Raw genomic sequence first — 25,222 nt, forward strand, 5'->3', positions numbered from 1 at the left:
AGTATGCCCTCGCAGAGCGTCAAAAGATCAGCAAGCAAGCCAAACCAAAAGCAAAACCTAACCGGTATGTCAGTAATTCATACAAAAAAGACCTAACTCACACTTCCGCTCTACAGCGTTTGCCCCAATACCTTCCACTCCTTTTAGACTGCTTACTAATCGGCTCGAGACTTGCACAAACAGCAAGTAATTACCAAAGACACATAAACCTGTCATACTTTTGACATAGCTTACAGCTACAAAAATTTTCATACAGGAGGTGAATCTTGAACCACATAGATAAGAAATTAGCTGCTTTCGGCCTATTTTTTTCCATCTTCATGCACGCTATAGCAGCGCACAGCGATGCGTCGAGTGGCGCAAACTACGAAGATATTGACGCTATGCGCACACAGGTAAAGGACATTCTTAGCAAGCACTACAGTTCTGTAATTCAAGACGCCCAACTAGACATTAAAGTGTCCCGCCTTGATCCGCGGCTAAAACTCGCCAAGTGCTCTGAAAGTAAGAACATTAAAGTAAACGGCAACCAAACCAAAACAGCCAATATCTCTGTTAGGGTTAGCTGTAACGGGGAATCGCCATGGAGCATTTTTGTTCCTGCCCGCATAGACGTTTTGCAAGAAGTTGTCACCGCTACACGGGACATTTATAAAGGCACCATCCTTAAAGCCGACGATCTATCATTGACGGTACGCAATACCAGTAATCTCGGCTTCGGTTACGCCAAAAGCACCACCGCACTCATAGGCAATGCCATAACGCGTAATATTAGCTCTGGTGGCGTAATACGTTTGAAGCATGTGAGTGAACCCATCGCAATCACCCGCGGCGACAAAATCACCTTAGAGGCCGGCAATGGTGGCTTATCTGTTGCGACCTCAGCTATTGCGATGTCCGACGGCAAGATCGGCGAGCAAATACGAGTAAAGAATGCCCAATCCAAACGCGTTATCGAGGCATTTGTAGTTGCCCCTGGGCGCGCAGTTGCTAACCTTTAGATCAATACTCAGTTAATTAAGACGCGAATACTAAAAAACTATAAAAAAAGTAAAAAACTTCTAAAGTAAAAGCCATTGCGGCCGACAAGCTCTGTGAACCGGCTGAATTTAAGCACAAAGCATCAGCCCTTAATGTGATAAAGAGGCATACAACATGGTTATTGACACCGGCGGCGTCGGCAAAAACCGCCTTCATGCCCCAACTCAAGATACCGGCAAAACACGTGGCCCCTCTGCGGATAATGCCAGTAACTCTGCAAATGCGGCGCAAGCCTCAAGCGGCGATAATGTTTCGTTAAGCGGCGCCGGCCAAGCTATGAGCCGCCTTGAAAGTAAAGTGCAAAGCAGCCCCGAAGTAGACACAGCTAAAGTCGCTGCAATCAAACAATCTATTGCGAATGGAAGCTTTAGCCCTAACCCTTCCGCCATTGCCGATAAGATGCTGTCTGATTTTTAGGCAGCACCTCCCTCTATAAAGCACTCTAAGCCCAGCGCTATAGCATCGACCTCCCACCCAAACAAACCGCACCATCTTGTTTCTAGCTTGTTTCTAGCTAATTACAGCCGGCAAGTCGTCTGCTCTGTAACCCATATTATGTAGAACTAGGCTTAAAACCTGCATGGCGCTTAACACAGCCGCAAAAGCGACATTTGTTTGACTAAGAGAATACTCCAATGAGTTTTGCACACCCTCTGAATAACGACCGGCTAGCGAAAAGCATTAGCAACGATATTAACGCTTGCCAAAACTTACTAGCCCTTTTAGAGCAAGAGCGTGAGCATCTAAAGAAACGCGAAATAGACAGCCTGGACGCCCTCATCGAAGCAAAATCAAAACTCCTTAACCAACTACATCAAAGCGCACTTACGCGCACGCAGTGGACAAGCCAATATCAATCAGAAGCACAGCAAAGCACCGCCTCTAGCGCCGAGCAAGTCTTTAGCCAGTACGCCATCGAAAACGGCTTGGCAGAACAATGGCAAAAACTGCAGCAACTTTTTAAAGCCTGCCAAGATGCCAACGAAGTTAACGGCAAAGTGATGATGCGCAGCCAATCCACACACGAAAGGCTATTGAATATTCTGCGTGGCCAAGGCAATAACAGCCCGCTTTATAACGGCAAAGGCGCTAAACACAACCAAAACTCCCGCGGAACCTTAGGCGAAGCCTAATCGAATAATTTCCCTTAAACCCAAAGGCCTGCAAGCGTATACTGAGCGACTTTTTTACGCAGTTGTTTTTATGCCTTCACCTTCTGACACCACATCGCCGACCAACGCCCCCCATAACCCTTGGCGCTTCTGCACTGCCCCGATGATGGAGTGGAGCGACGCTCACTGCCGTTTTTTTTGGCGACTTATCACAAAAGAAGCCCGCCTTTATACAGAAATGGTCACTACGCCAGCCCTAATTCACGGCAACCGCGCGCGCTTTTTAGCATTCAACAAAGAAGAGCACCCCATTGCCTTGCAGCTCGGCGGCAGCAACCCGCAGGAGCTTGCCGAATGCGCCAAGATGGCAGAAGACGCGGGCTTTGACGAGGTTAACCTTAACTGCGGCTGCCCGAGCGACCGCGTACAGGAAAATAAAATTGGCGCTTGCCTAATGGCGGAGCCAGAGCTGGTCGGCGATTGTATTCAAGCCATGAAAAATGCCGTTGATATCCCCGTCACGGTAAAGCACCGCATAGGTATTGATGATCAAGATAGCGTAGAACACCTGCAACACTTCGTTCGCACCTTAAGTACTGCCGGATGCGAAGTTTTTATTGTGCACGCGCGCAAAGCGTGGCTAAAGGGCTTAAGCCCTAAAGAGAACCGAGAAATTCCACCACTGCAATATGAGGCCGTTTACGCCCTCAAAACCTTATACCCGCAGCATACCTTTGTACTTAATGGGGGGTTGAATACCCTAGAGCAATGCCAGCAACAGCTGGGCCCGCTGGATGGAGTCATGGTCGGCCGAGAGATGTACCACAACCCTTATAGCTTCGCACACGTAGACGCCCTGCTATTTAACGGCACAGCACCGGCTAGTCGTGAAGATATACTGGCCGAGTTTATGACTTACTGCTGGCAGCAACATAAAAAGGGAGTGAGATTGCATCATATGTCGCGGCACATATTAGGTATTTACACCGCACAACACGGCGGGCGTTTGTTCCGGCGTTTTTTAAGCGATAACGCCAGCCCAAAAGACGCTACACCCGCTGTTTTACAAGAAGCGCTGGACGAGATGATCGCCCTGCAAGCCAAGCGAGAGGCTTACCTCCAAGCCTCCAAAGCCAAAACATAAAACTGGTACTTCCGTTCAGATTGCGAAAATGCTCTGCTATGCCCATAATACGCGCCTCATGTAATAGGGGGACCTCCATGACTAACAAGCTAGAACAACTTAAAAAATTCTCAGACGTTGTTGCCGACACGGGTGACATCGAAGCTATTAAACTGTACAAACCCGTAGATGCCACCACTAACCCATCGTTGTTGTACAGCGCCGCTCAATTAGAGCAGTACGCTCCTTTGGTACAAGACGCCCTAGCACGCGGTAAAGATATCGCAGACGCTGGTGACATCTTGGCTGTTGCTATTGGTTGTGAAATCCTCAAGATTGTTCCAGGCAAAATTTCAACAGAAGTTGATGCTCGCTTATCTTTCGATACTCAAGCATCTATCGCTAAAGCACATCGTTTAATTGAGCTTTACGAGCAAGCTGGCATTAGCAAAGACCGCGTTTTAATTAAGCTTGCCTCGACTTGGGAAGGTATTAAAGCTGCTGAAGTTCTTCAAAAAGAAGGCATCAACTGTAACCTAACCTTATTGTTCAGCTTTAGCCAAGCAGCTGCTTGTGCCGATGCCGGTGCGTTTTTGATCTCTCCATTTGTAGGTCGCATCTTAGATTGGTACAAAGCGAATACCGATCAAAAAGAGTACGCCCCTTTTGAAGATCCAGGCGTTCAGTCCGTTACTAAAATTTACGATTACTACAAATCTTGCGGTTACAATACTGTTGTTATGGGCGCAAGCTTCCGTAACATCGGCGAGATCGAAGCCCTTGCCGGTTGTGACCGTTTAACCATTGGTCCAGCATTATTAGATCAACTGCAAAAAGACGAAGGCACCTTAGAGCAAGCTTTAAGCGCTGAAGGTAAGTCTGGCGGCGAGAAAATCGTTGAGACCGAAGCACAATTCCGCTTCAGCAACAACGAAGATGCAATGGCCACCGACAAACTTGCAGACGGCATCCGTCGCTTTGTTGTTGACATGGTTAACCTAGAAAACTTCTTAGCCTCTAAAAAGGGCTAAGACGTTACCTATGCTGTCGAAAATACTCGACATTTTTCAGGCCGAAATGCGGCCTGAAACTAACGCCGCACTCAGCGAGGAGCAAAAACGCCTTGCCTGTGCGGCGCTGCTTATTGAAGTCGCCATTGTTGATAACGAGTTTGATGCAAAAGAACTCGCCTGTTTACAACGCGTACTTGAAGACAGTTTTGATATCCCCAAAAACCAAAGTGCCGAACTTATTACCCTTGCACAAAACGAATGCATGGAATCTACATCCATGTACCAGTTTACACAGCAAATCAACCTACACTGTTCGCCACAAGATAAGTTCGATTTAATTGTTGGCATGTGGCGCATTGCATATGCTGATGGCGAACTCGACAAATATGAAGAGTATGTAATTCGCAAAGTTGCAGACTTAATTCATGTTGCCCATGGCGATTTTATCCGCGCAAAACATCACAGTCGACCTAGCCAATAATTGTCGCTCGCAGCCTTTTAACCGCTCACCCCACCTTTTATATTGTTGACGCAAACCAAGCTAAGTCGCCTAAGCTTCTTACCTATACTAACGACACTCAATAACTATGAATTTACTGTTGCTACGTGAAAGTGATGTCATTAATAACGCACAAACCGTGCTCAATGATTATCGAGCCGAACATATTATTAAGGTTTTAAAACTTCCCGTTAACCACACACTCACTATTGGGGCAATTAATGGCATGGTGGGCACCGCCACAGTATTAGCCATTGCGAACAATACCGTTACCCTTGGCAACATAACATTAACAGCGCCGCCGCCAGCGCAAATTGATGTCGAATTAATTCTAGCGCTACCTAGGCCACGCATGCTGCAACGCAGCCTGCAAACCATTGCGACTATGGGAGTAAAAAAACTCCATTTAATCCATACCCAGCGGGTCGAAAAAAGTTTTTGGCAAACGCCACTATTAAAAGAGGATTCTATTGCGGAACAACTAATACTGGGGCTAGAACAGGCCAAAGCCACGCAAATCCCCGAAGTTATTCAACACAAAAAGTGGCGCCCTTTTATTCAAGACCAACTACCCCTAATGCAACAACAACAAAAAATTATTGCCCATCCAGGGAGTTACCCTAAAGCTACACCGCTAACAGCGCAGTCCTCTGTACTTGCCATAGGGCCAGAGGGAGGCTTTACCCAAGAAGAAGTCGATACCTTTTTAAGTAACCAGTTTTCCCCGGTACAATTAGGCGATCGCATTTTACGCGTAGAAACTGCCGTGCCTGTGTTATTGGCCAAACTATTTTAGGTCGCCCCGCTTTGCCAGAAGCACCCTAGCGCTATTAATCCAATAGCTTTTTCTTTGCCGCCGCAAACTCTTCTTCAGTTATAGCACCGCTATCTCGCAATGCTTTTAATCGCTCTAGTTCAGAAACTGTATCGCCACTAGCGCCAGCATGGGGCGAGGGTAAAACATCACCAGCAAAACGGACATTCAATAAAGGCTCCGGCGCCTGACCGCCAAAAAACGCACGTATTTTTTGCAAAATGTACTTCAACAGTCGCCACAGTTTCGGCAGTAACCATATCGCCAGCGCAACAAACACAATTAACAACGCCAAAAATACCAGCGGATGGTTTAAGGCTGCCCACAATCCTGCGAGCACCACTAAGTCTTCTGCAAAAGAAGCCCCCCAATTAGACAGCGGTTCCGGCGAAGTGTTAATAAGCATGCGTGTGCCAGCTTTTGTGGCATGGCTTGTTGTAGCTAAACCACCGCCGACAATCGCTGCTGCCAGCTCCATAACTGGAGACACATCTCCCACCGCACCAGCCGCCAACAAAGCGCCAGCCGGAATGCGCACAAAGGTATGAATTGCATCCCAGCCAGTATCAACACCAGGGATCTTATCGGCAAAAAATTCCACGCAATACATTAAACCTGCCGCCGCAAGTACAAGGGGGTTCTCGAGTATTTGTAAGTCTGGCGGCAAATCAATATTTCCCGTAGCACTACCAAAACCCAACACCAGTAGCACCGCATATAGGTTAATCCCGCTAGCCCAACTGGCTCCCATTGTTAACGCCAATGTAGCAATAATACTTTCGTAGGCTTCCACTATAGAGTCTCCCTCATATATTGATTTAATTCGGCAAGTCGCTCGGGGGTTCCTACATCCAGCCAGTAACCCGAATAAAGTTCACCCCGAATAGTTCTATTTTTTATTCCCCAACTAAAAATTTCACGCAACGGAAATTTTTGCCGGCACCTTGGATACCGCCGAATCATTTCAGGGTTTATGACGCTAATACCAGAAAACGTCAATGCTCCACCCTGCTCTGCCGCCATTTTTTTATCGTAAACGCAACCTTCGCTCCCTAAAACAAAATCACCCTCTGGGTTATGTTCGGGATTATTCACCATTACAAAGTAAGCTCCGGCGGCAGCCACTTGTGCCCGCGCAATAACACGGCTTAAATCGACACCACAAAAAACATCGCCATTAACTAATAAAAAAGGCGCCTGCCCAAGTATTGGCAGCGCAAAATGTAATGCGCCGCCAGTTTCCAGCGGTTCGCTTTCTTGGCTGATTGTTATCGTAGCCAAACCTTTTCGAGCGCGAACATAGGCCTCGATTTGTTCGCCCAAATAAGCCGTATTGATAACAATGTCGCGAACCCCTGCCGCTTCAAGTTTTTGCAACCAATGTTCTAATAAAGGTTTGCCACCAGCCTGCAACAAAGGCTTCGGACAAGTACGCGTGAGCGGCAGCATTCTTTCGCCTTTACCAGCGGCTAAGATCATAGCTTTCACGGCTGAATTTCCACTGAACGATACCAAGGCTGCTGTTTTATTAGCGGCATCAATTGTTGCTCAAACCATTGCGCTACCGGCTTGCCCTCGGGGTAGCCTTCTAGCACTTGCAGCACATAAGCAAGTACAAGGGGTAGATCCTGTAAGTACTGCGCTTTACCGTCCCTTAAATGCAAGCGAGAAAAAATCCCCAATACTTTTAAATGACGCTGTAGGCCCATCATATCGAGCGCCTGTAAAAATTCGCTTTCGGAACTCATTTGCAACAATGGTGGCAGGGCTTTTCGATACGCCAAGGCTTGCGAACGAACAAAACTTGCAGGCCAACACTGATAACAATCTTTTAAGAGCGACACAATGTCGTAGGTCACCGGCCCCACAACGGCATCTTGAAAATCAATAAAACCTAATTGATTAAGATCACCACTTTGAACATGAATATTACGGCAATGAAAATCGCGGTGCACAATGACTTGCGGCTGGGCCTGGGCCCGAGCGATTAACACATCAAATAGCTCCTGCAGCATTCCTCGCTCATCGGTCGATAAAACATAACCTAAGAGTTTTTCAACAAACCAAGGGATGAATAAATCAAGCTCAGCCTGCAGTGCAGCGCTGTCGTAGCGAGGATACCAAGCTGGCGTTGGAGAGCACTGTAAACGGTGTAGTTGAGCAAGCACCGAGGTATAACAAGCATCCAGCCATGCAGGCTTAGCGCCTTGAACCTCTAACATTGCACTTAATGACGTTGCGCCAAAATCTTCAATCAGTAAAAAACCCTGAGCAAAATCATAAGCAATAACCTCAGGCGCAGGCACACCCAATTGACGCCAGTGTTCACTGATTTGCACAAAGGCTTGGTGTTTTTCGACATCAGGCGGACCATACACCGCCAGCAACGGTGGCACGGTGGCTAGACGGAAGTATTCACGAAAACCCGCATCGCCGACTATCGGTGTCAGCGCGGCATTCGGCATTGAACGCTTTACTAGCTGCTGGCTAACCCAAGCAGCCAAAGACTCATATATGGACATAAGAAATTATCACCAAGCAAGGTTTATGCACTTTTGCTGTTTCATTAAGCAGTGCGCGCCATTACAATCTGCGCCCAAGACAATAAGATGAGCCGCAAAAGACCCCGCAGTATGCCTAACCCCAATGCTTGCGACAACGCAAAGCCCTTTAAAATACCCGCGCAGCAGCCAGCAAGGCCCTTTCGTGCGGCTAGGGGTCAACTCATAAAACTGCTCAGTATGCTACTAATTGTGGGCAACAGCAGTGGTGCGCGATCAGAAACTGCGGCCGAAATGGATTGGCAACCGCGCAACCTGCTAACACCCGCCCAGCTGCAACTTTTGAAGCCCGCATGTCACGGAGCCTATGTAGACCCTTTTGACAACAGCCCAGCACCAGACCCAGCGAATACGCTAATCGAAATAGAAGCTGGCAGCGCCGATATGAACGAGACGCATATTGAGCTTGGCAAGGGGGTACGCGTACAGCAAGGCCCGCGCGTTATTCAGGCAGAACACATGCTGTTTAACAAGGCCACCGAAAAAGCGGCTATGACGGGGGATGTTTATATTCGCCAAGCCGGCAGCTTAATTACCGGTGAAAGCGCCAGCGTTAATATGGTGGGCAATGAAGCTGAATTTACCAACGGTAGTTTTGTTGCCCACGAAACGCACATGCGCGGCACCGCAGGAAGGCTAGCACACGAAGCGTCGGGCAAGCTTGTGTTAGAAGATGGCACTTTTACCAGCTGCGAGCCCAACGACAAGGCTTGGCTGCTAGCGGGCAAAAACCTCACCATCGACCCAGAATCGCTGCAAGGCTATGGCCGTGATGTTGTTGTGTATGTTGGTGGCCTGCCAGTTCTTTATACACCCTATATACGCTTTCCGATTGGGAATACCCGCCAAAGCGGCCTACTGACGCCAAGCATTGGAACTGTTGATGGTGGCTTAGATATTGCCCAGCCATGGTACTGGAATATCGCCCCCAACCAAGACGCCACCATTACCCCACGGTATGTCGCCGGCCGCGGCGCCATGCTAGAGCTAGAATATCGCCATTTAGGCTATACCAGCGAAAATATCGTGCAGTTTTCCACCCTGCCTAAAGATAGCGGCGACGAAGACAACGAGGCTCTCATCGCGAGCGGCGACGAAACGCTCACCTCTCACAAAGATGAAACGCGCTGGCTCATGCAGTTTGACCACCGCGGAGGCTTTCAGCAGCCTTGGTATAGTGATATTAATTACGGTGAAGTCAGCGATATTGACTTCCTTCGCGAGCTGCCCGCTGCAAGCTTCAACGTGGCCAACGAAACCTACTTAACTCAAGCAGCCCGCTTTGGCTACGATTTCACCAACTGGCATGTATCCGCCAACGTGTATAACGCGCAAAACCTACTGGTCGATGTAGACGATTCTTACCGCCGACTGCCGCAAATTCAGGCCGAAGGCAATTACCGTCTAGGTGACTTCGGCACAAGCCTGTACCACGAGTATGTTCACTTTGGGCATAGCGATACACATCGTTTAAATGGCAACACCATTATTACTGGTGAACGGGCACGCATCGACTACCAGCTAAACTATCAGCGCGATGCCAGTTGGGGCTTTATTCGGCCCAGTATGGGTGTTCAAGGTATGAGCTACCAACTCGACCAAGATCAGCTGCGTAGCGATGCCGACAATAAACCTGCCCTCTCGACTCACTACGCCAGCCTAGATAGCGGCCTTGTATTCGAAAATAGTAATGGGCAACAAACATTAGAGCCCCGCCTGTTTTACTTATTTCGGCAATATACCGACCACAAAGCCCTGTTTAATGTGACCGATGACGGCCAAGACGTTAACTTCGATACATCGCCGCTTACCTTTGGTTACGACCAACTCTTTCGCAAACGACGCTTTACCGGCGGCGACCGCCTAGACGACGCCAATCAACTAACCCTAGGTTTAACCCATCGCTATTTTCGCAGTAATGGCGAGCCTTTATGGGATGTGAGCCTGGGCCAGCTATTTTATTTTGATGATCGCCGTGTAGGCTTAAACGAGGAATCGGACACTTCACAAGAATCCGATATCGCCGGTCAATTCAGCGCCTCACTCAGCGACAACATCCGCTCGCTAGGCAGCGTGCAGTACAATCCTAAAACAAAAAAATTGATGCGCGCTAGCTACGGCTTACACTACACCAATGATAATTGGCTGTTTAATCTGGGTTACCGCTACGCCCGCGAGCAGCAATTAGCCACTGGCGACTTGAGCCAAAAAATCGACCAACTCGACCTCTCGTTCTTTTTGCCAGCAGGTAATCAATGGCGGCTATTAGGCCGCAGTTTTTATGACATTGATGAGCAACGGGAACTTGAGACCTTTATCGGCTTCGAATACGACTCGTGTTGCTACCGCATACGCACTGTTGCCCGTCGCTGGCTCGATGCGCAGCTCGCATTAACCGAAGATGACCGCCCTTACGACCAAGGCCTCTTTTTTGAAATTGAGCTTCTCGGCTTAGGTAGCTCTGGCAAACGTATCGAAAACCTCTTAAAAGACAGTATTTTTGGTTACGACCAAGATCGCTAAACCATTTGGATTCATTATGAAAAACCGCATTAAAACGTTGCTTTGCGCCCTTGTACTTTGCGCTACCAGCACGCAAGCCGAACCAAAATTGATTGATAGCATCGCCGCTATTGTCGACAACCAAATTATTCTTGAGTCCAGCCTCAATGAACGCCTTGCAATCATTACCGCGCGCGCACGTGGGTCTCAAATGGGGCTTCCAGATATCGCCACGCTAAAAGAGCAAGTACTTGAGCACTTAATTGTTGAACAACTACAAGTTCAAATGGCTTACCGCTACGGCGTTACCATTGACGATGCCGAGACCAATAACGTCATTAACAACATGATGAGTGAAAACGGACTAAGTGAGGCCCAATTCAGCGCCCAACTTGCGATGGAAGGCTTAACGCTTGCAACCTTGCGCGAGCGTATAGAGCGCGACATGATGATTCAAAACATTCAGCGCGGTTTAGTTTCACAGCGCATTACTGTTTCCGATTTAGAGATTGATAACTTTTTGAAATCGGCCGAAGCGCAATTTTGGTTGTCGCCGGAATATCATTTAGGCCATATTCTCATTGCATTGCCGCAATCGGCTAACGATGCCGATATTCTTGCTGCCAAGGAAAAGGCCGAATCTATATATGAGCAAGCCTCCAAAGGCGCTGTTTTTGCAGAGCTAGCCATTGCCAACTCTAAAGGTCCAAACGCCCTTAAAGGCGGCGATCTAGGTTTTCGCAAAACAAGCGACCTTCCCAGCTTGTTCGCGCAAATAGCGCCAGAGCTAAAAATTGGTGGGGTATCTAAACCCGCTCGCAGTGCGGCCGGCTTTCACATTATCAAGCTTTATGAAAAACGCGGTGAAGAGTCGCAAGTTATTAAGCAATCTCTCGCTCGCCATATTCTTATTAAGCCTTCAGCCATCCTTACCGACGAACAGGCGCAGGCGAAGCTCAGCAAAATACGCCAGCAAATTGTAGACGGAGCCGATTTTGCCAAACTCGCCAAAGAGCACTCCGAAGATATCGGCTCAATGCTTGCTGGCGGTGATTTGGGCTGGTCTAGTCCCGGCCAATTTGTCCCTGCCTTTGAAAAAGCCATGGCAGAAACACCCCTTGGTGAAATATCCGAACCGTTTCGCAGCCGCTTTGGCTGGCACATATTGCAAGTACAAGAGCAGCGCGACGAAGACATGACCGACGCCGTAATTCGCAACAAAGCCCGCAATATATTGACCAACCGCCGCTTTGAAGACGAATTGCAAGTTTGGCTGCGCGAACTGCGCGACGAAGCCTTTGTTGAAATTAAAACCGAGGCGCAAGGTTAGTGATTGCAGTAACCCCCGGTGAACCCGCAGGTATTGGCCCCGAGTTGGTTTGTCGCTATGCCAGCGAAAACAGCACGCCCTTAGTGGCCATAGCCAGCCAAGCATTACTTGAAAGCACCTGCCAGGCGCTTGATATAGACTTAGTATTGGAGCCTTTTGACCCCACACAAGCGGTTACAAACAAACCGAAAACATTGTACGTCCTAGATGTGCCGCTTGCGGTACCTACGACACCGGGACAGCTAAATGCCAGCAATGCACACTATGTATTGCGAACACTGGAGATCGCCACCGATTATTGCCTTGATGGCACTTTCGAGGCCTTGGTGACAGGCCCTGTTCAAAAAAGCGTGATCAACGATGCCGGCATAACCTTTAGCGGCCATACCGAATTTTTGTGTGAGCGCAGCCAGTGTGAGCGCGTAGTAATGATGCTAGCCACCGAAGGGCTGCGCGTTGCACTAGCGACAACTCACTTACCGCTCAAAGATGTACCAAATGCCATCACCGCCGAATTACTCGAATCGATCATTAGCATTTTGCATCACGATTTAGTCAGCCAGTTTGGTATCGCGCAACCACGCATTCTTGTGTGCGGACTTAACCCCCACGCCGGCGAAGGCGGACATATGGGGCGCGAGGAAATCGATGTTATAGAACCGCTACTCACTAAACTACGCAGTCAATACCAGTGGCACCTAACCGGCCCGTTGCCCGCAGACACCCTTTTTACACCCAAACACCTCAAGCAGGCCGATGCAGTACTGGCGATGTACCACGACCAAGGCCTGCCCGTTTTGAAATACAAGGGCTTTGGCAACGCCGTGAATATTACCTTAGGGCTACCGTTTATTCGGACCTCGGTTGATCACGGCACAGCGCTTGATCTTGCCGGTAAAGGCATCGCTGATTTAGGCAGCCTTAAAACGGCGATTACCTACGCAGAAGCAATGATAGAAGCCACTCACACACAGCAGGCCACAAGCACATGAGTCGAGCAGAACAGCAACACCGCGCTCGCAAGCGCTTTGGACAAAACTTTTTACACGACGAGAGCATCATCAATCACATTGTGCGCTCCATTCGGCCTGCCGCCACCGACAATATGGTAGAAATTGGCCCGGGCAAAGGTGCCATTACGCGCCTAATTCTAGACACCTGCCAACAGCTCAATGTGGTTGAACTTGATCGTGATCTTGTCCCCATACTGCAAGAAAAGTTTGGCCACATTCCGTCGTTTCACATCAACGAGGCCGATGCCCTAAAATTTGATTTTGCCCAACTAGGCAGCGCCGAAAAACCTCTGCGTATTGTTGGCAACCTCCCCTACAACATATCAACGCCGCTCATCTTTCACCTGCTCAGTTACAGCCATATGGTAAAAGACATGCACTTTATGCTGCAAAAAGAGGTTGTAATGCGCATGGCAGCAACCGCTGGCGAAAATAATTATGGCCGTTTAAGTATTATGACGCAGTACAGCTGTGACGTGGAATACCTGTTTGATGTGGGCCCTGAGTGCTTCGACCCGCAACCCAAAGTGGATTCAGCCATTGTACGCTTAACACCACAACAGCAACCGCGCCACCCCGTGGACGACCATAAAACCCTAGACACTCTCGTTCGCACAGCTTTTAGCCAGCGCCGAAAAACCCTGCGCAATACGCTAAAAACACTCATGAGCAGCGATGAATTAGAAGCACTGAATGTCGACCCGTCACTTAGGCCGGAAAACCTACCGCTGGCAACCTATGCCGCCTTAGCTAATTATGTCTTCAACAGACCTGCGGTAGAATAGACCCAAAGTCTAGCGGGTAGCGAGTAAGCTACACGCATTACCGAACCACTGAGACTTAAGCCCCATACCGAGCCGAGTTACCATGACAGACCTAGTAGACGAAAATATAGAGCTAAAAGACACCATCGAGGTGCAAGTTAAAACACGCTATTTGCGCGAACAATCTCGGCCCGAGCAGTCTCGTTACGTTTACGCCTACACCATTACGATCTCCAACAAGGGCAACACCTCTGCTCAACTGATTAGCCGCCACTGGATCATCACCGATGAGAAAGACCAAACTAAAGAAATCAAAGGCCCTGGCGTTATTGGCGAGCAGCCCATTATAAAACCAGGCTTAAGCCACACCTATTCCAGCGGCGTGGTTATGGAGACCGCAGTAGGCACTATGGCCGGCAGCTACCAAATGCAAACACTTGACGGAGATACCTTTGAAGCCGTCGTCCCGACATTTACGCTGATTCAGCCCAGTAAACTACACTGAAGCAACCTTGCTAATAAAAAGAAGTGATCTATGACCGAATGGGCAATAGGTGATATTCAAGGCTGCGCAAAGCCATTTTTTCGCCTACTCGAACGCATCCAATTCAACCCCACCGCAGACACTCTTTGGGTGGCCGGCGATATGGTTAATCGAGGTCCCGACAACCTCAGCGTTTTGCGATTTATTAAGAGCTTAGGTCCGCAGGCCCGCGTTGTGCTTGGTAACCACGACCTTCACCTTTTAGCCACCGCCGAAGGGGCGCGCAAGCTATCCCCCAAAGACACCCTTCACGATGTCATCGCAGCCGATGATAGTGACGAACTGCTTCACTGGTTACGCCAACAGCCCCTTATTCAGCACAACAACCAATTTGTGATGAGTCACGCCGGCCTGCCACATATATGGCCGACGGAACGGGCATTTGCACTGGCCGAAGAAGTGGCCTGCTGCTTAAAAGACAACGCCCGTTACCGCAGCTTCTTATTTGAAATGTATGGCAACGAGCCTTCAGCCTGGCACAACAGCCTCACAGGAAACACCCGCCTAAGAGTCATCACTAACTATTTCACCCGTATGCGTTTTATCAGCGCAACCGGCGAGCTAAACTTAACGGTCAAAGAGTCGGCCGGTTCCGCGCCACAAGGCTTTAGCCCATGGTTTCAACACCACGCTACTCGAAGTCACGATATTTTATTTGGCCACTGGGCAGCGCTGGAAGGCGAAACAGGGCGCAATAACATTCACGCACTCGATACCGGCTGCGTCTGGGGCGGCAAACTCACGGCAATTAACCTTGCAACTGGCAAACGCACTAGCGAGCCAGCTAACTAGTACCACCAACCGCTTTATTACTCACCGGCATATACTATTTATAACTATTATTTGACGCGGTTTCACACTTTATGGTGAAAAGTCACTCAACGGCACCATTTGGCAGTTTTTACCTCCAATTGGCGATATTCTCCGTCAAAGCACTGGCTTTTTTTCTTCAACGCGCTAAAGTTGGTTGCGTTAAGCCGTAATGATGAGAGACTTCCTTATGCATCACCCGATATTTTTTATAGATCGCCGCAAAGGCTCAGACCGCCGAGAAGACGCAGATCCTTGCAGAAACATGGATATTGACCTGTTTCATCGCAAGCGCCGCAAGAGCAAAGACCGACGTGATGTCAGCCGCTCACTCAGCGACGATTATTACGCCTATATGCAAAAGGCCCTTTCTTCCTCTAAGCCCGAAGCATCAGATAACCCCAAGCATTTCGAATAATACTTTTGGGCAAACTGCCCTCTTTACCGAATCACATCTGCATTGAACCATACCGATACTGAGCCAAATTTGGCTCAGTATCCTGCAACATCCTTTCGTGTGAACTAAAGTTAACTCTACTGTTACACCATTCAGAGATAACTATGTTTGACACACTGGAACAAAAGCTTCTGATTGATACTGTTAGCAAACGCTGCACGTGGTTATCGAAAACCATTAACGATGGCAAGCTAGACGATAAAGCACTCGCCGAACACAAAGCCATGTTGCGCGTACTCAGCAGCGCCATCAAAAAAATCGAGAAGATTACTCCTGCCAAGACCATCCCCCCACAAGCACCGCAAAGCCCGCCTAAGAAGCGACAAAAGCGCGCCATTGCTTTAGCCGAGGCTCACGTGCTTATTGCCGAAGACGACCCCGATTCTGCCATGCTGCTAGAAGGCATTATTGAAGATTTAGGCATAAAGCATATAGAGCGCGCCAAAGATGGCCGAGAAGCCGTTAGCATGCTTAAAAACGCCTCCCCTGTCTTCGATATTGTGCTTTGCGACTGGGACATGCCCGAACTAACGGGGCTTGAAGTGAAGCGACAAGTCCGCAACCTTGCTCGCCTACAAGACACTCATTTCATTATGGTCACTGCCGTTTCTGAAGCCGCGCGCATCAAAGAAGCGATAGGCGAAGGCATTACGGACTATGTCATCAAGCCCATTGATGCCGCCATCCTCGAGAAAAAGATCCAAACGGCACTAGCCGGTGACGACCAACCCAGCGCCCCCAAACCTGCCCCCAGCCAAGAAAACAAGCCCGATGAGAGCGAAGCTAGCTAATCTCACACCCCTGCTGCTGCGCACCTAGCCAGTAAAATTTACAAACTTGTAAATACCCCCTAGAATACGCTCCCTTCAGGCAGCCTTGGCTGCCTTTTTGTTTTGGTCAACGCGAAAGCCAAATACCCAATAACAACGTGCTTAATCTAGCCCGACTGCATGGAAACCGGAAATGAGCTTAATGAATACCTACGGCGAAAGAACGACCACATTGGTAAAAGGCGAAGGCGCCTACGTCTGGGATGCCGATGGCAAACGTTATTTGGATGCCTTATCGGGAATTGCCGTTTGCGGACTTGGTCACTGTCACCCCGCTGTAACCGAAGCAGTTTCGCAGCAAGCCCAAACATTGGTTCACGTCTCCAACCTTTATTTAGTCGAGCCTCAAGTACAGCTGGCAGAACGCTTAGTTGAGCTTTCGGGTATGGATTGCGTATTCTTTTCAAACTCAGGCGCCGAAGCTAATGAAGCGGCGATTAAAATTGCGCGCAAGTATGGCAATGACAAAGGCATTAGCGCACCACACATCATTACCGCCGAAAGCAGCTTTCATGGCCGCACCATGGCAACGCTTACAGCCACCGGCAACGATAAAGTTAAAGCCGGCTTTACACCCCTTGTAGAAGGCTTTAGCCACGTCCCCTTTAATGATATTGCCGCTATTGAAGCCGCTGCAACCACTAACACGGTTGCCGTTATGGTAGAGCCTATCCAAGGCGAAGGCGGCGTACACGTACCCGATGCCGACTACCTCAATAATTTGCGCGCCCTATGTGATAACAAGGGTTGGCTGCTGATACTCGACGAAATCCAAACCGGCAATGGCCGCACCGGTAGCTTTTTTGCGTATCAACAATCGGCAATTAAACCCGATGTAGTAACTACCGCTAAAGGCTTAGCGAACGGCTTACCTTTAGGGGCCTGCTTAGCACAAGGCGCTGCTGCAACAGTATTACAGCCCGGCAATCACGGTTCGACCTTTGGCGGCAACCCCATTGCCTGCGCCGCCGGCCTTGCAACGGTTAACACCATTGTCGAACAAAACCTTTGCGACCAAGCCGCCAAGCTTGGAGATTACTTCCTAAAGCACTTCAAAGAAGCCCTTGGCAACAACACCCATGTCACTGACATACGCGGCAAAGGCCTTATGCTTGGCATAGAGTTAGACAAACCCTGTACAGAACTGGTGGCAACAGCAAATCAGCGCCAACTACTTATAAACGTTACTGCGGGCAATACACTACGATTGCTACCGCCCCTCACCCTGACCGAGGCTCAAGCTGACGATATCATCGCAACTGTTGTCGACCTCATTAACGAATTCTATGCATAGGAATTAAGCATGAGCATTCGCCATTTTTTATCTTTAACAGACATTACCAGCGCCGAGCTAGACACCATCATTACCGCGGCCATCGATTTAAAAAAGGCACGCCATCGCGGCGAGCTTAATAAACAGCTGGAACAAAAAGTACTTGGGATGATTTTTGAAAAGTCATCAACACGTACACGCGTATCCTTTGAGTCAGGTATGACGCAGCTAGGCGGCTCGGCACTGTTCTTATCCTCACGCGATACGCAGCTTGGGCGCGGCGAACCCATTGAAGATTCAGCCCGCGTGCTCTCGCGCATGGTCGATATCATCATGATTCGCACCTTTGGTCACGACATTGTTGAACGCTTTGCAGCACACTCGCAGGTGCCGGTAATTAATGCCCTTACCGATATGTACCACCCCTGCCAACTGCTTGCCGATATACAAGCGTACGTTGAGCACAGAGGCTCACCAAAAGGCAAAAAGGTAGCATGGGTCGGCGATGGCAATAATATGTGTCACTCTTACATTAATGCCGCGGCGCTTTGTGGTTTTACCCTTCACATTGCTTGCCCAGAAGGCTTCGAGCCCGATGCCGAGTTGGCGGCAAAGCACGCCGACATCGTCACTGTTACCAACAACCCCACAGAAGCAGTAAGCAATGCAGACTGGGTAGTAACTGACGTATGGGCAAGCATGGGGCAGGAAGACGAGCAGCAAGAGCGCGAAGAAAAGTTTGCCGCATTCCAAGTGAATCACTCACTCATGAGCCACGCCAACAAAAATGCTGTTTTTATGCACTGCTTACCAGCGCACCGAGGCGAAGAAGTAAGCGCAGAATTAATAGAAGATGATTCTGTATCAATTGTGTGGGATGAAGCCGAGAACCGGTTGCATGCACAAAAAGCATTAATGCTTTTTTTACTCGGCAAACTGTAAAGCAGCATGTAACTATTCAGCCGTGTTCAAATACGTCGGCAAACTGATCATTATTCGCACCCAGCTGAATAGTTACAGCAGCATTATCTATTAAGCGCAATTCATTAAGTCCAATTTATTTTAAAAGCGGCAGCAGCCGCTTTTTTTATGCTTGGCGATTAACACCTAAATGACTAGGGTTGAACTATTCACAAACAGGCTAAAGCAGTAAGCGCACGCCAGCAGAATCCCGTTCAGCCCGATCACTATTCACCAACGCCAACAACTGCGCTTCTGGTAAAGGCTTGGAGTAATAAAAGCCCTGCACTTGATTACACCCCTTACTTAGCAGCCAGTGCGACTGATCGAGGTGTTCAACCCCTTCGGCCAGTACATCCAGCTTTAGGTTATGTGCCAAATCAATAATCGATTTGGCAATGGCGGAATCACTGCCATCTTCGTCAATGTCATTCACAAAACTGCGATCAATCTTGAGCTTATTAATAGGGAAACGGCGTAAATACGCCAACGATGAATAGCCTGTACCAAAGTCATCAATAGCTAAAGATAACCCTAACTTGCTCAAACAATTGAGCATATGGATGGCCTCTTCGGCGTTTTCCATTGCAGAGCTTTCAGTAATTTCTAGCTCTAAATACTGAGGCGCTAAACGAGTCTCCATGAGTATCGACATCACCGTTTGCTCGAAACGGCGCAAACGAAACTGCTTAGTCGATAAGTTCACCGCTATTTTGCCAAAATTAAGCCCCGACATTAGCCACGCTTGGAAGCGCTCACAGGCATGCTTTAATACCCACTCACCCAAAGGCTCAATAAGCCCGGTGTCTTCAGCCAAGGGAATAAAATCCATAGGCGAGATCATTCCGCGCTCTGCATGCTGCCAACGCACCAATGCCTCTAAACCCACTATACGCCCCGTGCGCAAATCAATTTGCGGCTGGTAGTGCAAATGCATTTCTTCATTTTCGATGCAGCGGCGCAGCTCATTTTCCAATAGCAGCGAGTCCACCAATGTGGTTTTCATTTCTTTTAGGAAAAACTCGTAGCGGTTTTTGCCTGCTGATTTAGCCCGGTACATTGCAATATCAGCATGTTTAAGAAGCTGATCTATCGAATCGCCATCGCGCGGATAAAAGCTAATACCAATACTGGCCGTAGATGTAATCTCGTGACCTTGCAGCCGCGTAGGCAATGCCAAGCGGTTCAGTATGCGTCCCGCTACTAGCTCCACATCGGAAATACTTCGCACGCCCTCTAAAACCACTACAAATTCATCACCACCTAAACGAGCGACTGAGTCGGTTTCGCGGAGTTCTTCACTGAGTACTTCAGCTACGATTTTAAGCAGTGCGTCACCAGCATCGTGCCCTAGGCTATCGTTAACATTTTTAAAACGGTCGAGATCTATCAACACCAAAGCAAAATTATCGCCTGTGTGCTCGGCGCGACTGAGCACTTTAGAAATGCGATCGTAGAACAACGAACGATTAGCCAACCCCGTTAGCGGATCGTGATAAACCATATAATCCAAACGCGATTTATGATCTCGCAACGAATGCTCCGCCTGCCGATGAGCGGTTACATCAACGCCTACAATAAGGTACCAAATTTCACCTGTATCAATGCGATGACGAAGCTTAACAACATGGTAATTGTGAGTAGTATGGTCTTTATGCCTAAAATTTAAATCTACCCCTTTTGCCGCTTCAAAATCATCTTCTGCATGCAAACCGGCTATATGTTCCTCATAACCCGCGGGGAACAAGCTGACTAAATCGTTACGGTAACGGTAATCCCGAGAGACACCTTCGAAGACATCGAATCTATTATTAACATATTCAATATCACCTTGACTATTGAGCACGCACACAAAAACCGGCAGCTCCATCAACAACCCAGCTAATGCTGAATTCAAGCAAGCACGTACATCATTACCCTTTGAACCGTCATTCACCGCCTGCTTTTGCACAACAGAACTACCGCCTGCAACAGCCACCTTAGACGGGACACCATGACCTGCGTGCCTTTTATTTCGAGGAGTTTTTGGCATGTAATAACCACAAAAAAATGACCCTTTCCGTTAGCTTAGTTCACAGCTTATCTAACCACAGCAGTAGCCGATAAACGGTTAAGGTCAAGCAGGCTCTATATATAAAGCCAACTTATTTTAAAAGCGATTAGGCCTGCATTTTGCAAAGTAAGCACACCCGTGTGAATAGCCTACTTTTTCCCGAAATTACCGGCAAAACAGGCTTTTGAACATAAATACGTCAGAAAACAGGCATCTCCAATGACCGAAACGCATACAGAATCGAATACAACGTCAAATATCCAACAGATGTTGCGTCACGCCGAAATGCAGCAAGTTCAATTGAAATTGGAGATTACCTTTAAGCGTAATATGGAAGCATTCAAACAGCTTGCACCACAAATCTACGAGCAATTTATAGACTATCAACCCGAAGAGCTTAGGCTGATATACACGGAAGATGGTTTTCTAAACCTTGTTAACTACAAACTGAATAACAAGCCCGTCTATACCGGTGACCCAGCTGTTTTCTGCGAGGAACAGTACCAAGCCTTTAAAAAACAACCGACCTTATCAAATATTCACTTCGGAAAAACAAAAATAACCAACGAACAACACATACACCCTATTGTTATCAATAACTTAATCGATCAACATGCTCCCCTTCGAAACAACCAAAAACGGCATGTCGATGTCCCCATTGGCTTTATGATAATTACAGGCTGCGGGCTTGGTTATCATATTGAAAAGTGCGTAAACGAACTAGACATCTACAACCTTTGCATTTTTGATCCACATAAAGACTCTTTTTATGCAGCACTGCACACAATAGACTGGATACCGATTTTACAAAAAATGTGCAATAAAGGCCGAATGCTAAAATTGTTTATCGGTGTCGACCCTAAAGATGCAATGACGGACATGAAGCTGCTCACCGATAAAATTGGTCTTTTCAATATTGTTTACACCTTTATATTCAGGCATTTCAATAGCAAAAAAGAAAGTGAATTCTTAGAAACCTACCGCAAAGAGTTTCACCTGGCAGCGGCAGGCACTGGTTTTTTTGACGACGAGCAAATTAGCCTTGCGCACACAATACACAACATTAACCAGCACTTTCCTTACCTATACGGCAATACGCCACCCATCCACGATACGCCAGTAATATTAATTGGTAACGGGCCATCGTTAGATAAACACATTGATTACATTAAAAATAACAAAGAGAACGCCATTATTATTACCTGCGGCACAGCGCTTAGCTCGCTGGCCAAAACAGGCATAAAACCTGATTTCCATATCGAAATGGAACGTAGCGCGGCAACACCGTCTTATATAAAGCACGGCACTACAGAGCAGTACCGCCAAGGCATACGATTAATTTGCCTAAACACCGCAGCACCACAAATGACAGAACTATTCGACGATGTATGCCTTGCATTAAAACCTAACGATTTAGGTACATTATTTATTGAAGATATTTATCCGAATAACAGACCACCAAAGCTTGTACTCTGTAACCCCACTGTAACTAATGCCGGCCTTTCGGCGGCATTAGTGTTGGGTTTTCGCACAATGGTGCTAGTCGGTATTGACCTCGGCATGAAAGATGACGAAGATCACCATTCTTCACTCAGCATTTATTACGACATCGAAAAGAAAAAGGCAGAGAAAAGCAATAACAATAAAAACAACTACAAAATAGCTGGCAACTTTGGCGGCGAAGTCACTACAAACGCCATCCTTCACGCGACCAGAAGCAGTATGGAAATGCTAATCACCCAAGTCAAAAGACAAAATATAGAGCTGACCATCTACAACCCAAACGAAGGAGCTTACATTGACGGCACCCTGCCCACAGCCGCAGAAGATTTACCATCTTTTAGCGGCACTAACAAAGCAGCAATTATTCAGCAGCTTCTTAGAGACAACATAAAATCACTAACACCTAAAACGATTTCAGAGAAAAAATTTAAACAGCGCCACTTAAAAGATCTTAAGGCCCTAAAAAGTAAATTGGACTTGCCCGCCCGCATAAAAACCTCGGCCGAGCTGCATAGAGCCATGCAAAAAATATTTAAAACCATCATTGCATGTAAACCACTTTACAAGCTGCTATTTCGCGGCAGTATTAACTCCGCCTTCACATTGGTCGTGCAGTCCACATTATTCAGTAAAAATGAACAAGAGTTTCAAGAAAGCTTCACACAAGGCCGCAAGCAATATCAACGATTACTTGAACACGCTTTTAGCTTTATGGAGAAGACACCCTTATTATGCGACACCACTGTTGATAAGGATGCCGTAAGGCTTGCAGAGGAAAGTGAAAGTAATAGCGACGCCACAAAAAACAATTAAAGCGCTAGAAGCATCCTAGAATCGCTCGTATTGCCAGCACCATTGCCCCTGCAAACAAACGAGCCCAACCATTGAGAAACCGGCTTTTTCAAAAAGCCGGCACGATGCCGTGTTGCTCACTTTAGCCAACGCGCAAAAATAGTAGCAAGGCCGCAAAGCTGCTTGCTGTTGCATCGCTTGATTTAGCAACTGCAAGCCTAAACCTTTACCTTTGTAGCTATCATCCAGATGGATATCGATCAACCAACAAGCTGCCTGTAGGTCCTCATCAAATCGAACCTGACCAACCTCTCGATTATTCAATACCCCTACCCAAATACCATTTTTGCCTACAAAACGGCGGTGACACCAATAAGTATGATCAAACCAAGTAATCGGCTGCTGAGCAAAAGCCTGAAAACGAACAATCGGCTGATTAGCCCACTGAAAAAGTAAAGCTGTATCTGAAAATACCGCTTTACGCACCAATAACTCCCCGTCTACTCTTTGCATATTTGGCGCAACAATACAAAAGCCTCTGCAGCGGGCAAACCCACACAACTACCACGATAAGCCGCTAAAGCTTGTAAGGCTTGATAACTTCTAGCATGAGGAAAGGCCCGCATTTCAGCGTCATACTGCTCAAGCGCTTTCATTTTAAGGGGCAATGTTTTTTCAATATCAACAAACACAGTTGGAACAAAAGAAGGCAACGCGCCCTCTCCCCAACCGGTACTCGAAACGACTTCAAAAGCATATAATGTTTTAACAGGTGAATCTGGTAAGGGACGGCACGCCGTTAGCACCGCTTCACAAACACGCCGATGATCAATATTCAAATCACCCGCATGATGAGTATAAATAATCGTCGGGTCTACACGTTGCACAACCGCCTCAATGGCCTGAATTAACTGCAATAACGGCATATTGTCTAAACAGTTATCACTAAAGTCCAAAGTACTCAACTGGCTCACACCTAAATGGGATAATGCAGATTTCGCCATGTCTAAGCGTTGATTTATTTGGTGCTGCGCGCCCTCTTTTTTATTGGAGCCGGTTTCTCTGGCTCCGACACCGTCAGCGCAAAACAATACCTCGACAGCATCGCCTTTATTACGATGCCACGCCAAAGTAGCACCACAACCTAACACCTCGTCATCTGGGTGTGCGGCAATACATAAAACCCGCTCAGCCATTTTTTATGCCTCCATACGCGTTAAATCTTTAGCCACCGATCGAATTAGCGCCTCTGAAGGGTCCACGCAATCTATTTTTGAAACCGCCAGAATTAAACGGTTAAGGTTAACAGGGTACTCACTTTGCACTCGCTTAAAGCGGGGCAAAAAACCTGAGTGAAAGCGACTAATACCAGTAATAACATCCACACTCGGCTGACCTTGTGACCTTATCATTAATGGCTCTACCGATTGCTCAATCGTCGAAAACAAATCAAATACGTCGTACGCTTCACGCTTTAATTGACGATTAAATAAATGCGCCAGCACTTCTGTTTGCGCATTGCCAGAACTTCGCCCCATTCCGCGCAGTGTTCCATCCACTATAGAAGCCCCTGCATCCAGCGCGGCAAGACAATTGGCATTGACCAAATCCAAATTATTATGGCCATGAAAGCCCGCGCTAATACCCTGCTTAACAATAACTTGCACATATTCACTGACTTCACTTGGCAACATACAACCAGAAGAATCAACAACATAAACACAATCAATGGGCCAAGTGGCAAGCTGTGTTATTGTCTTATGAAACTCTTTAATATCCAGCGCATAGGTCTTCATCAAGTTAAGGTACACTTCCAACCCTAAAGATTTTGCTTTTACACAAGCCTCTTGCGCCGGCGCAATATCTGTCACATTAACACCAATGCGAATAAAGTCTAAGCCCGCCTTTGCCGCCACATCAATATCGTTTAAGCAACCAACACCAGGAATAAAAAACGCTCCGACCTTTGCTTTTTTTACAACAGATTTTGCTGCAACGATATAATGCTCATCGCTTTCAAAGGCAACGCCATGCTCAACACCCGATGCGCCAAGCCCTAGCCCATGCCCCACTTCGATATATTCAATACCCGACTTTTCTAAACCTTCACAAATACGCTTGGTATCCATTAACGAGAACTGAAAATGGATTGAATAGCCGCCATCACGCAATGTGCAATCCAATAATAATGGTGTGGCTCCTGGATTATTCGCTGTCAACATATCCCC

Annotated in this window: 25 protein-coding genes; 18 read left to right on the forward strand and 7 right to left on the reverse strand. The window is 47.7% G+C overall.

Going from position 1 to position 25,222, the window contains the following annotated elements:
- Positions 1-266 precede the first annotated feature (266 nt).
- The 7 genes from flgA to MARGE09_RS18035 all read left to right on the forward strand — a co-directional run bounded on the left by flgA (position 267) and on the right by MARGE09_RS18035 (position 5,584).
- Complete coding sequence (flgA, locus tag MARGE09_RS18005) at positions 267-1,001, forward strand: flagellar basal body P-ring formation chaperone FlgA (protein WP_236984346.1); 735 nt, start codon at positions 267-269, stop codon at positions 999-1,001.
- Positions 1,002-1,155: 154 nt separating this feature from the next.
- On the forward strand, positions 1,156-1,458 hold the full coding sequence (flgM, locus tag MARGE09_RS18010; protein ID WP_236984348.1) for a flagellar biosynthesis anti-sigma factor FlgM: 303 nt from the start codon (positions 1,156-1,158) through the stop codon (positions 1,456-1,458).
- A 218-nt stretch (positions 1,459-1,676) separates the two neighbouring features.
- On the forward strand, positions 1,677-2,174 hold the full coding sequence (locus MARGE09_RS18015) for a flagella synthesis protein FlgN (protein WP_236984350.1): 498 nt from the start codon (positions 1,677-1,679) through the stop codon (positions 2,172-2,174).
- 70 nt (positions 2,175-2,244) lie between these two features.
- A complete protein-coding gene (gene dusA, locus MARGE09_RS18020) occupies positions 2,245-3,297 on the forward strand; it encodes a tRNA dihydrouridine(20/20a) synthase DusA (RefSeq protein ID WP_236984352.1) in 1,053 nt (350 codons plus the stop codon).
- A gap of 77 nt (positions 3,298-3,374) precedes the next feature.
- Positions 3,375-4,307, forward strand: coding sequence for a transaldolase (gene tal / locus MARGE09_RS18025; RefSeq protein ID WP_236984354.1), 933 nt, complete (start codon positions 3,375-3,377; stop codon positions 4,305-4,307).
- A 10-nt stretch (positions 4,308-4,317) separates the two neighbouring features.
- A complete protein-coding gene (locus MARGE09_RS18030) occupies positions 4,318-4,770 on the forward strand; it encodes a tellurite resistance TerB family protein (protein ID WP_236984356.1) in 453 nt (150 codons plus the stop codon).
- A 106-nt stretch (positions 4,771-4,876) separates the two neighbouring features.
- Positions 4,877-5,584: a 16S rRNA (uracil(1498)-N(3))-methyltransferase gene (locus tag MARGE09_RS18035; RefSeq protein WP_236984357.1), complete on the forward strand. Its 708-nt coding sequence runs from the start codon at positions 4,877-4,879 to the stop codon at positions 5,582-5,584.
- A 34-nt stretch (positions 5,585-5,618) separates the two neighbouring features.
- On the opposite strand, the gene MARGE09_RS18040 is transcribed toward MARGE09_RS18035, so the two are convergent.
- Genes MARGE09_RS18040 through MARGE09_RS18050 form a run of 3 tightly spaced genes read right to left on the reverse strand, consistent with a single transcriptional unit; the run spans position 5,619 to position 8,124 of the window.
- On the reverse strand, positions 5,619-6,395 hold the full coding sequence (locus tag MARGE09_RS18040; RefSeq protein ID WP_236984359.1) for a DUF4126 family protein: 777 nt from the start codon (positions 6,393-6,395) through the stop codon (positions 5,619-5,621).
- On the reverse strand, positions 6,395-7,081 hold the full coding sequence (locus tag MARGE09_RS18045; protein ID WP_275068750.1) for a nucleotidyltransferase family protein: 687 nt from the start codon (positions 7,079-7,081) through the stop codon (positions 6,395-6,397). Before MARGE09_RS18045 ends, MARGE09_RS18040 begins: the two co-directional genes overlap by 1 nt.
- A gap of 5 nt (positions 7,082-7,086) precedes the next feature.
- Entirely contained in the window at positions 7,087-8,124 is a 1,038-nt protein-coding gene (locus tag MARGE09_RS18050; RefSeq protein WP_236984363.1) for an aminoglycoside phosphotransferase family protein, read from the reverse strand.
- Positions 8,125-8,235: 111 nt separating this feature from the next.
- Between MARGE09_RS18050 and MARGE09_RS18055 the strand changes: the two genes are divergently transcribed.
- From MARGE09_RS18055 to argF, 10 genes are all read left to right on the forward strand, one after another.
- Positions 8,236-10,686, forward strand: coding sequence for an LPS-assembly protein LptD (locus MARGE09_RS18055; protein ID WP_236984365.1), 2,451 nt, complete (start codon positions 8,236-8,238; stop codon positions 10,684-10,686).
- Positions 10,687-10,702: 16 nt separating this feature from the next.
- Entirely contained in the window at positions 10,703-11,995 is a 1,293-nt protein-coding gene (locus MARGE09_RS18060) for a peptidylprolyl isomerase (protein WP_236984367.1), read from the forward strand.
- Positions 11,995-12,987 carry a 4-hydroxythreonine-4-phosphate dehydrogenase PdxA gene (pdxA, locus tag MARGE09_RS18065; protein WP_236984369.1) on the forward strand — a complete coding sequence of 331 codons (993 nt, stop codon included), beginning with the start codon at positions 11,995-11,997 and terminating at the stop codon, positions 12,985-12,987. Before MARGE09_RS18060 ends, pdxA begins: the two co-directional genes overlap by 1 nt.
- Entirely contained in the window at positions 12,984-13,793 is an 810-nt protein-coding gene (gene rsmA, locus MARGE09_RS18070) for a 16S rRNA (adenine(1518)-N(6)/adenine(1519)-N(6))-dimethyltransferase RsmA (protein WP_236984371.1), read from the forward strand. The genes pdxA and rsmA overlap by 4 nt, the downstream gene beginning before the upstream one ends.
- An 82-nt stretch (positions 13,794-13,875) precedes the next feature.
- Positions 13,876-14,277: a Co2+/Mg2+ efflux protein ApaG gene (apaG, locus tag MARGE09_RS18075; RefSeq protein ID WP_236984373.1), complete on the forward strand. Its 402-nt coding sequence runs from the start codon at positions 13,876-13,878 to the stop codon at positions 14,275-14,277.
- Between the two features lie 30 nt (positions 14,278-14,307).
- Positions 14,308-15,108 carry a symmetrical bis(5'-nucleosyl)-tetraphosphatase gene (locus MARGE09_RS18080; protein ID WP_236984375.1) on the forward strand — a complete coding sequence of 267 codons (801 nt, stop codon included), beginning with the start codon at positions 14,308-14,310 and terminating at the stop codon, positions 15,106-15,108.
- A 208-nt stretch (positions 15,109-15,316) separates the two neighbouring features.
- Positions 15,317-15,544 (forward strand): hypothetical protein, encoded by a 228-nt coding sequence (locus MARGE09_RS18085; RefSeq protein ID WP_236984377.1) that lies wholly within the window; start codon positions 15,317-15,319, stop codon positions 15,542-15,544.
- Between the two features lie 143 nt (positions 15,545-15,687).
- Entirely contained in the window at positions 15,688-16,374 is a 687-nt protein-coding gene (locus MARGE09_RS18090; RefSeq protein WP_236984379.1) for a response regulator, read from the forward strand.
- Positions 16,375-16,546: 172 nt separating this feature from the next.
- Positions 16,547-17,707, forward strand: coding sequence for an acetylornithine transaminase (locus MARGE09_RS18095; RefSeq protein ID WP_236984381.1), 1,161 nt, complete (start codon positions 16,547-16,549; stop codon positions 17,705-17,707).
- A 9-nt stretch (positions 17,708-17,716) separates the two neighbouring features.
- Positions 17,717-18,628 (forward strand): ornithine carbamoyltransferase, encoded by a 912-nt coding sequence (gene argF, locus MARGE09_RS18100; RefSeq protein WP_236984383.1) that lies wholly within the window; start codon positions 17,717-17,719, stop codon positions 18,626-18,628.
- 199 nt (positions 18,629-18,827) lie between these two features.
- Here the strand turns inward: argF and MARGE09_RS18105 are convergent, their stop codons facing one another.
- Positions 18,828-20,678: a putative bifunctional diguanylate cyclase/phosphodiesterase gene (locus MARGE09_RS18105; RefSeq protein ID WP_236984385.1), complete on the reverse strand. Its 1,851-nt coding sequence runs from the start codon at positions 20,676-20,678 to the stop codon at positions 18,828-18,830.
- Positions 20,679-20,918: 240 nt separating this feature from the next.
- On the opposite strand from MARGE09_RS18105, the gene MARGE09_RS18110 reads away from it, so the two are divergent.
- Positions 20,919-23,015 carry a motility associated factor glycosyltransferase family protein gene (locus MARGE09_RS18110; protein ID WP_236984387.1) on the forward strand — a complete coding sequence of 699 codons (2,097 nt, stop codon included), beginning with the start codon at positions 20,919-20,921 and terminating at the stop codon, positions 23,013-23,015.
- Between the two features lie 15 nt (positions 23,016-23,030).
- Here the strand turns inward: MARGE09_RS18110 and MARGE09_RS18115 are convergent, their stop codons facing one another.
- Genes MARGE09_RS18115 through MARGE09_RS18125 form a run of 3 tightly spaced genes read right to left on the reverse strand, consistent with a single transcriptional unit; the run spans position 23,031 to position 25,216 of the window.
- Positions 23,031-23,507: a GNAT family N-acetyltransferase gene (locus MARGE09_RS18115; RefSeq protein ID WP_236984389.1), complete on the reverse strand. Its 477-nt coding sequence runs from the start codon at positions 23,505-23,507 to the stop codon at positions 23,031-23,033.
- Positions 23,495-24,190 carry a PIG-L deacetylase family protein gene (locus MARGE09_RS18120; RefSeq protein ID WP_236984391.1) on the reverse strand — a complete coding sequence of 232 codons (696 nt, stop codon included), beginning with the start codon at positions 24,188-24,190 and terminating at the stop codon, positions 23,495-23,497. Before MARGE09_RS18120 ends, MARGE09_RS18115 begins: the two co-directional genes overlap by 13 nt.
- Before the next feature lie 3 nt (positions 24,191-24,193).
- Positions 24,194-25,216: a beta/alpha barrel domain-containing protein gene (locus tag MARGE09_RS18125; RefSeq protein ID WP_236984394.1), complete on the reverse strand. Its 1,023-nt coding sequence runs from the start codon at positions 25,214-25,216 to the stop codon at positions 24,194-24,196.
- Positions 25,217-25,222 lie beyond the last annotated feature (6 nt).

Origin of the sequence: Marinagarivorans cellulosilyticus (genome assembly GCF_021655555.1) — a bacterium.
Taxonomy (GTDB): Bacteria; Pseudomonadota; Gammaproteobacteria; order Pseudomonadales; family Cellvibrionaceae; genus Marinagarivorans; species Marinagarivorans cellulosilyticus.

Excerpts from the sequence above, each read along its gene's own strand:
- flgM (WP_236984348.1), top strand. The coding sequence starts at position 1,156 with ATGGTTATTGACACCGGCGGCGTCGGCAAAAACCGCCTTCATGCCCCA.
- MARGE09_RS18015 (WP_236984350.1), top strand. The coding sequence starts at position 1,677 with ATGAGTTTTGCACACCCTCTGAATAACGACCGGCTAGCGAAAAGCATT.
- dusA (WP_236984352.1), top strand. The coding sequence starts at position 2,245 with ATGCCTTCACCTTCTGACACCACATCGCCGACCAACGCCCCCCATAAC.
- tal (WP_236984354.1), top strand. The coding sequence starts at position 3,375 with ATGACTAACAAGCTAGAACAACTTAAAAAATTCTCAGACGTTGTTGCC.
- MARGE09_RS18030 (WP_236984356.1), top strand. The coding sequence starts at position 4,318 with ATGCTGTCGAAAATACTCGACATTTTTCAGGCCGAAATGCGGCCTGAA.
- MARGE09_RS18035 (WP_236984357.1), top strand. The coding sequence starts at position 4,877 with ATGAATTTACTGTTGCTACGTGAAAGTGATGTCATTAATAACGCACAA.
- MARGE09_RS18045 (WP_275068750.1), bottom strand. The coding sequence starts at position 7,081 with ATGATCTTAGCCGCTGGTAAAGGCGAAAGAATGCTGCCGCTCACGCGT.
- MARGE09_RS18050 (WP_236984363.1), bottom strand. The coding sequence starts at position 8,124 with ATGTCCATATATGAGTCTTTGGCTGCTTGGGTTAGCCAGCAGCTAGTA.
- MARGE09_RS18055 (WP_236984365.1), top strand. The coding sequence starts at position 8,236 with ATGCCTAACCCCAATGCTTGCGACAACGCAAAGCCCTTTAAAATACCC.
- MARGE09_RS18060 (WP_236984367.1), top strand. The coding sequence starts at position 10,703 with ATGAAAAACCGCATTAAAACGTTGCTTTGCGCCCTTGTACTTTGCGCT.
- rsmA (WP_236984371.1), top strand. The coding sequence starts at position 12,984 with ATGAGTCGAGCAGAACAGCAACACCGCGCTCGCAAGCGCTTTGGACAA.
- apaG (WP_236984373.1), top strand. The coding sequence starts at position 13,876 with ATGACAGACCTAGTAGACGAAAATATAGAGCTAAAAGACACCATCGAG.
- MARGE09_RS18080 (WP_236984375.1), top strand. The coding sequence starts at position 14,308 with ATGACCGAATGGGCAATAGGTGATATTCAAGGCTGCGCAAAGCCATTT.
- MARGE09_RS18085 (WP_236984377.1), top strand. The coding sequence starts at position 15,317 with ATGCATCACCCGATATTTTTTATAGATCGCCGCAAAGGCTCAGACCGC.
- MARGE09_RS18090 (WP_236984379.1), top strand. The coding sequence starts at position 15,688 with ATGTTTGACACACTGGAACAAAAGCTTCTGATTGATACTGTTAGCAAA.
- MARGE09_RS18095 (WP_236984381.1), top strand. The coding sequence starts at position 16,547 with ATGAGCTTAATGAATACCTACGGCGAAAGAACGACCACATTGGTAAAA.
- argF (WP_236984383.1), top strand. The coding sequence starts at position 17,717 with ATGAGCATTCGCCATTTTTTATCTTTAACAGACATTACCAGCGCCGAG.
- MARGE09_RS18105 (WP_236984385.1), bottom strand. The coding sequence starts at position 20,678 with ATGCCAAAAACTCCTCGAAATAAAAGGCACGCAGGTCATGGTGTCCCG.
- MARGE09_RS18110 (WP_236984387.1), top strand. The coding sequence starts at position 20,919 with ATGACCGAAACGCATACAGAATCGAATACAACGTCAAATATCCAACAG.
- MARGE09_RS18115 (WP_236984389.1), bottom strand. The coding sequence starts at position 23,507 with ATGCAAAGAGTAGACGGGGAGTTATTGGTGCGTAAAGCGGTATTTTCA.
- MARGE09_RS18120 (WP_236984391.1), bottom strand. The coding sequence starts at position 24,190 with ATGGCTGAGCGGGTTTTATGTATTGCCGCACACCCAGATGACGAGGTG.
- MARGE09_RS18125 (WP_236984394.1), bottom strand. The coding sequence starts at position 25,216 with ATGTTGACAGCGAATAATCCAGGAGCCACACCATTATTATTGGATTGC.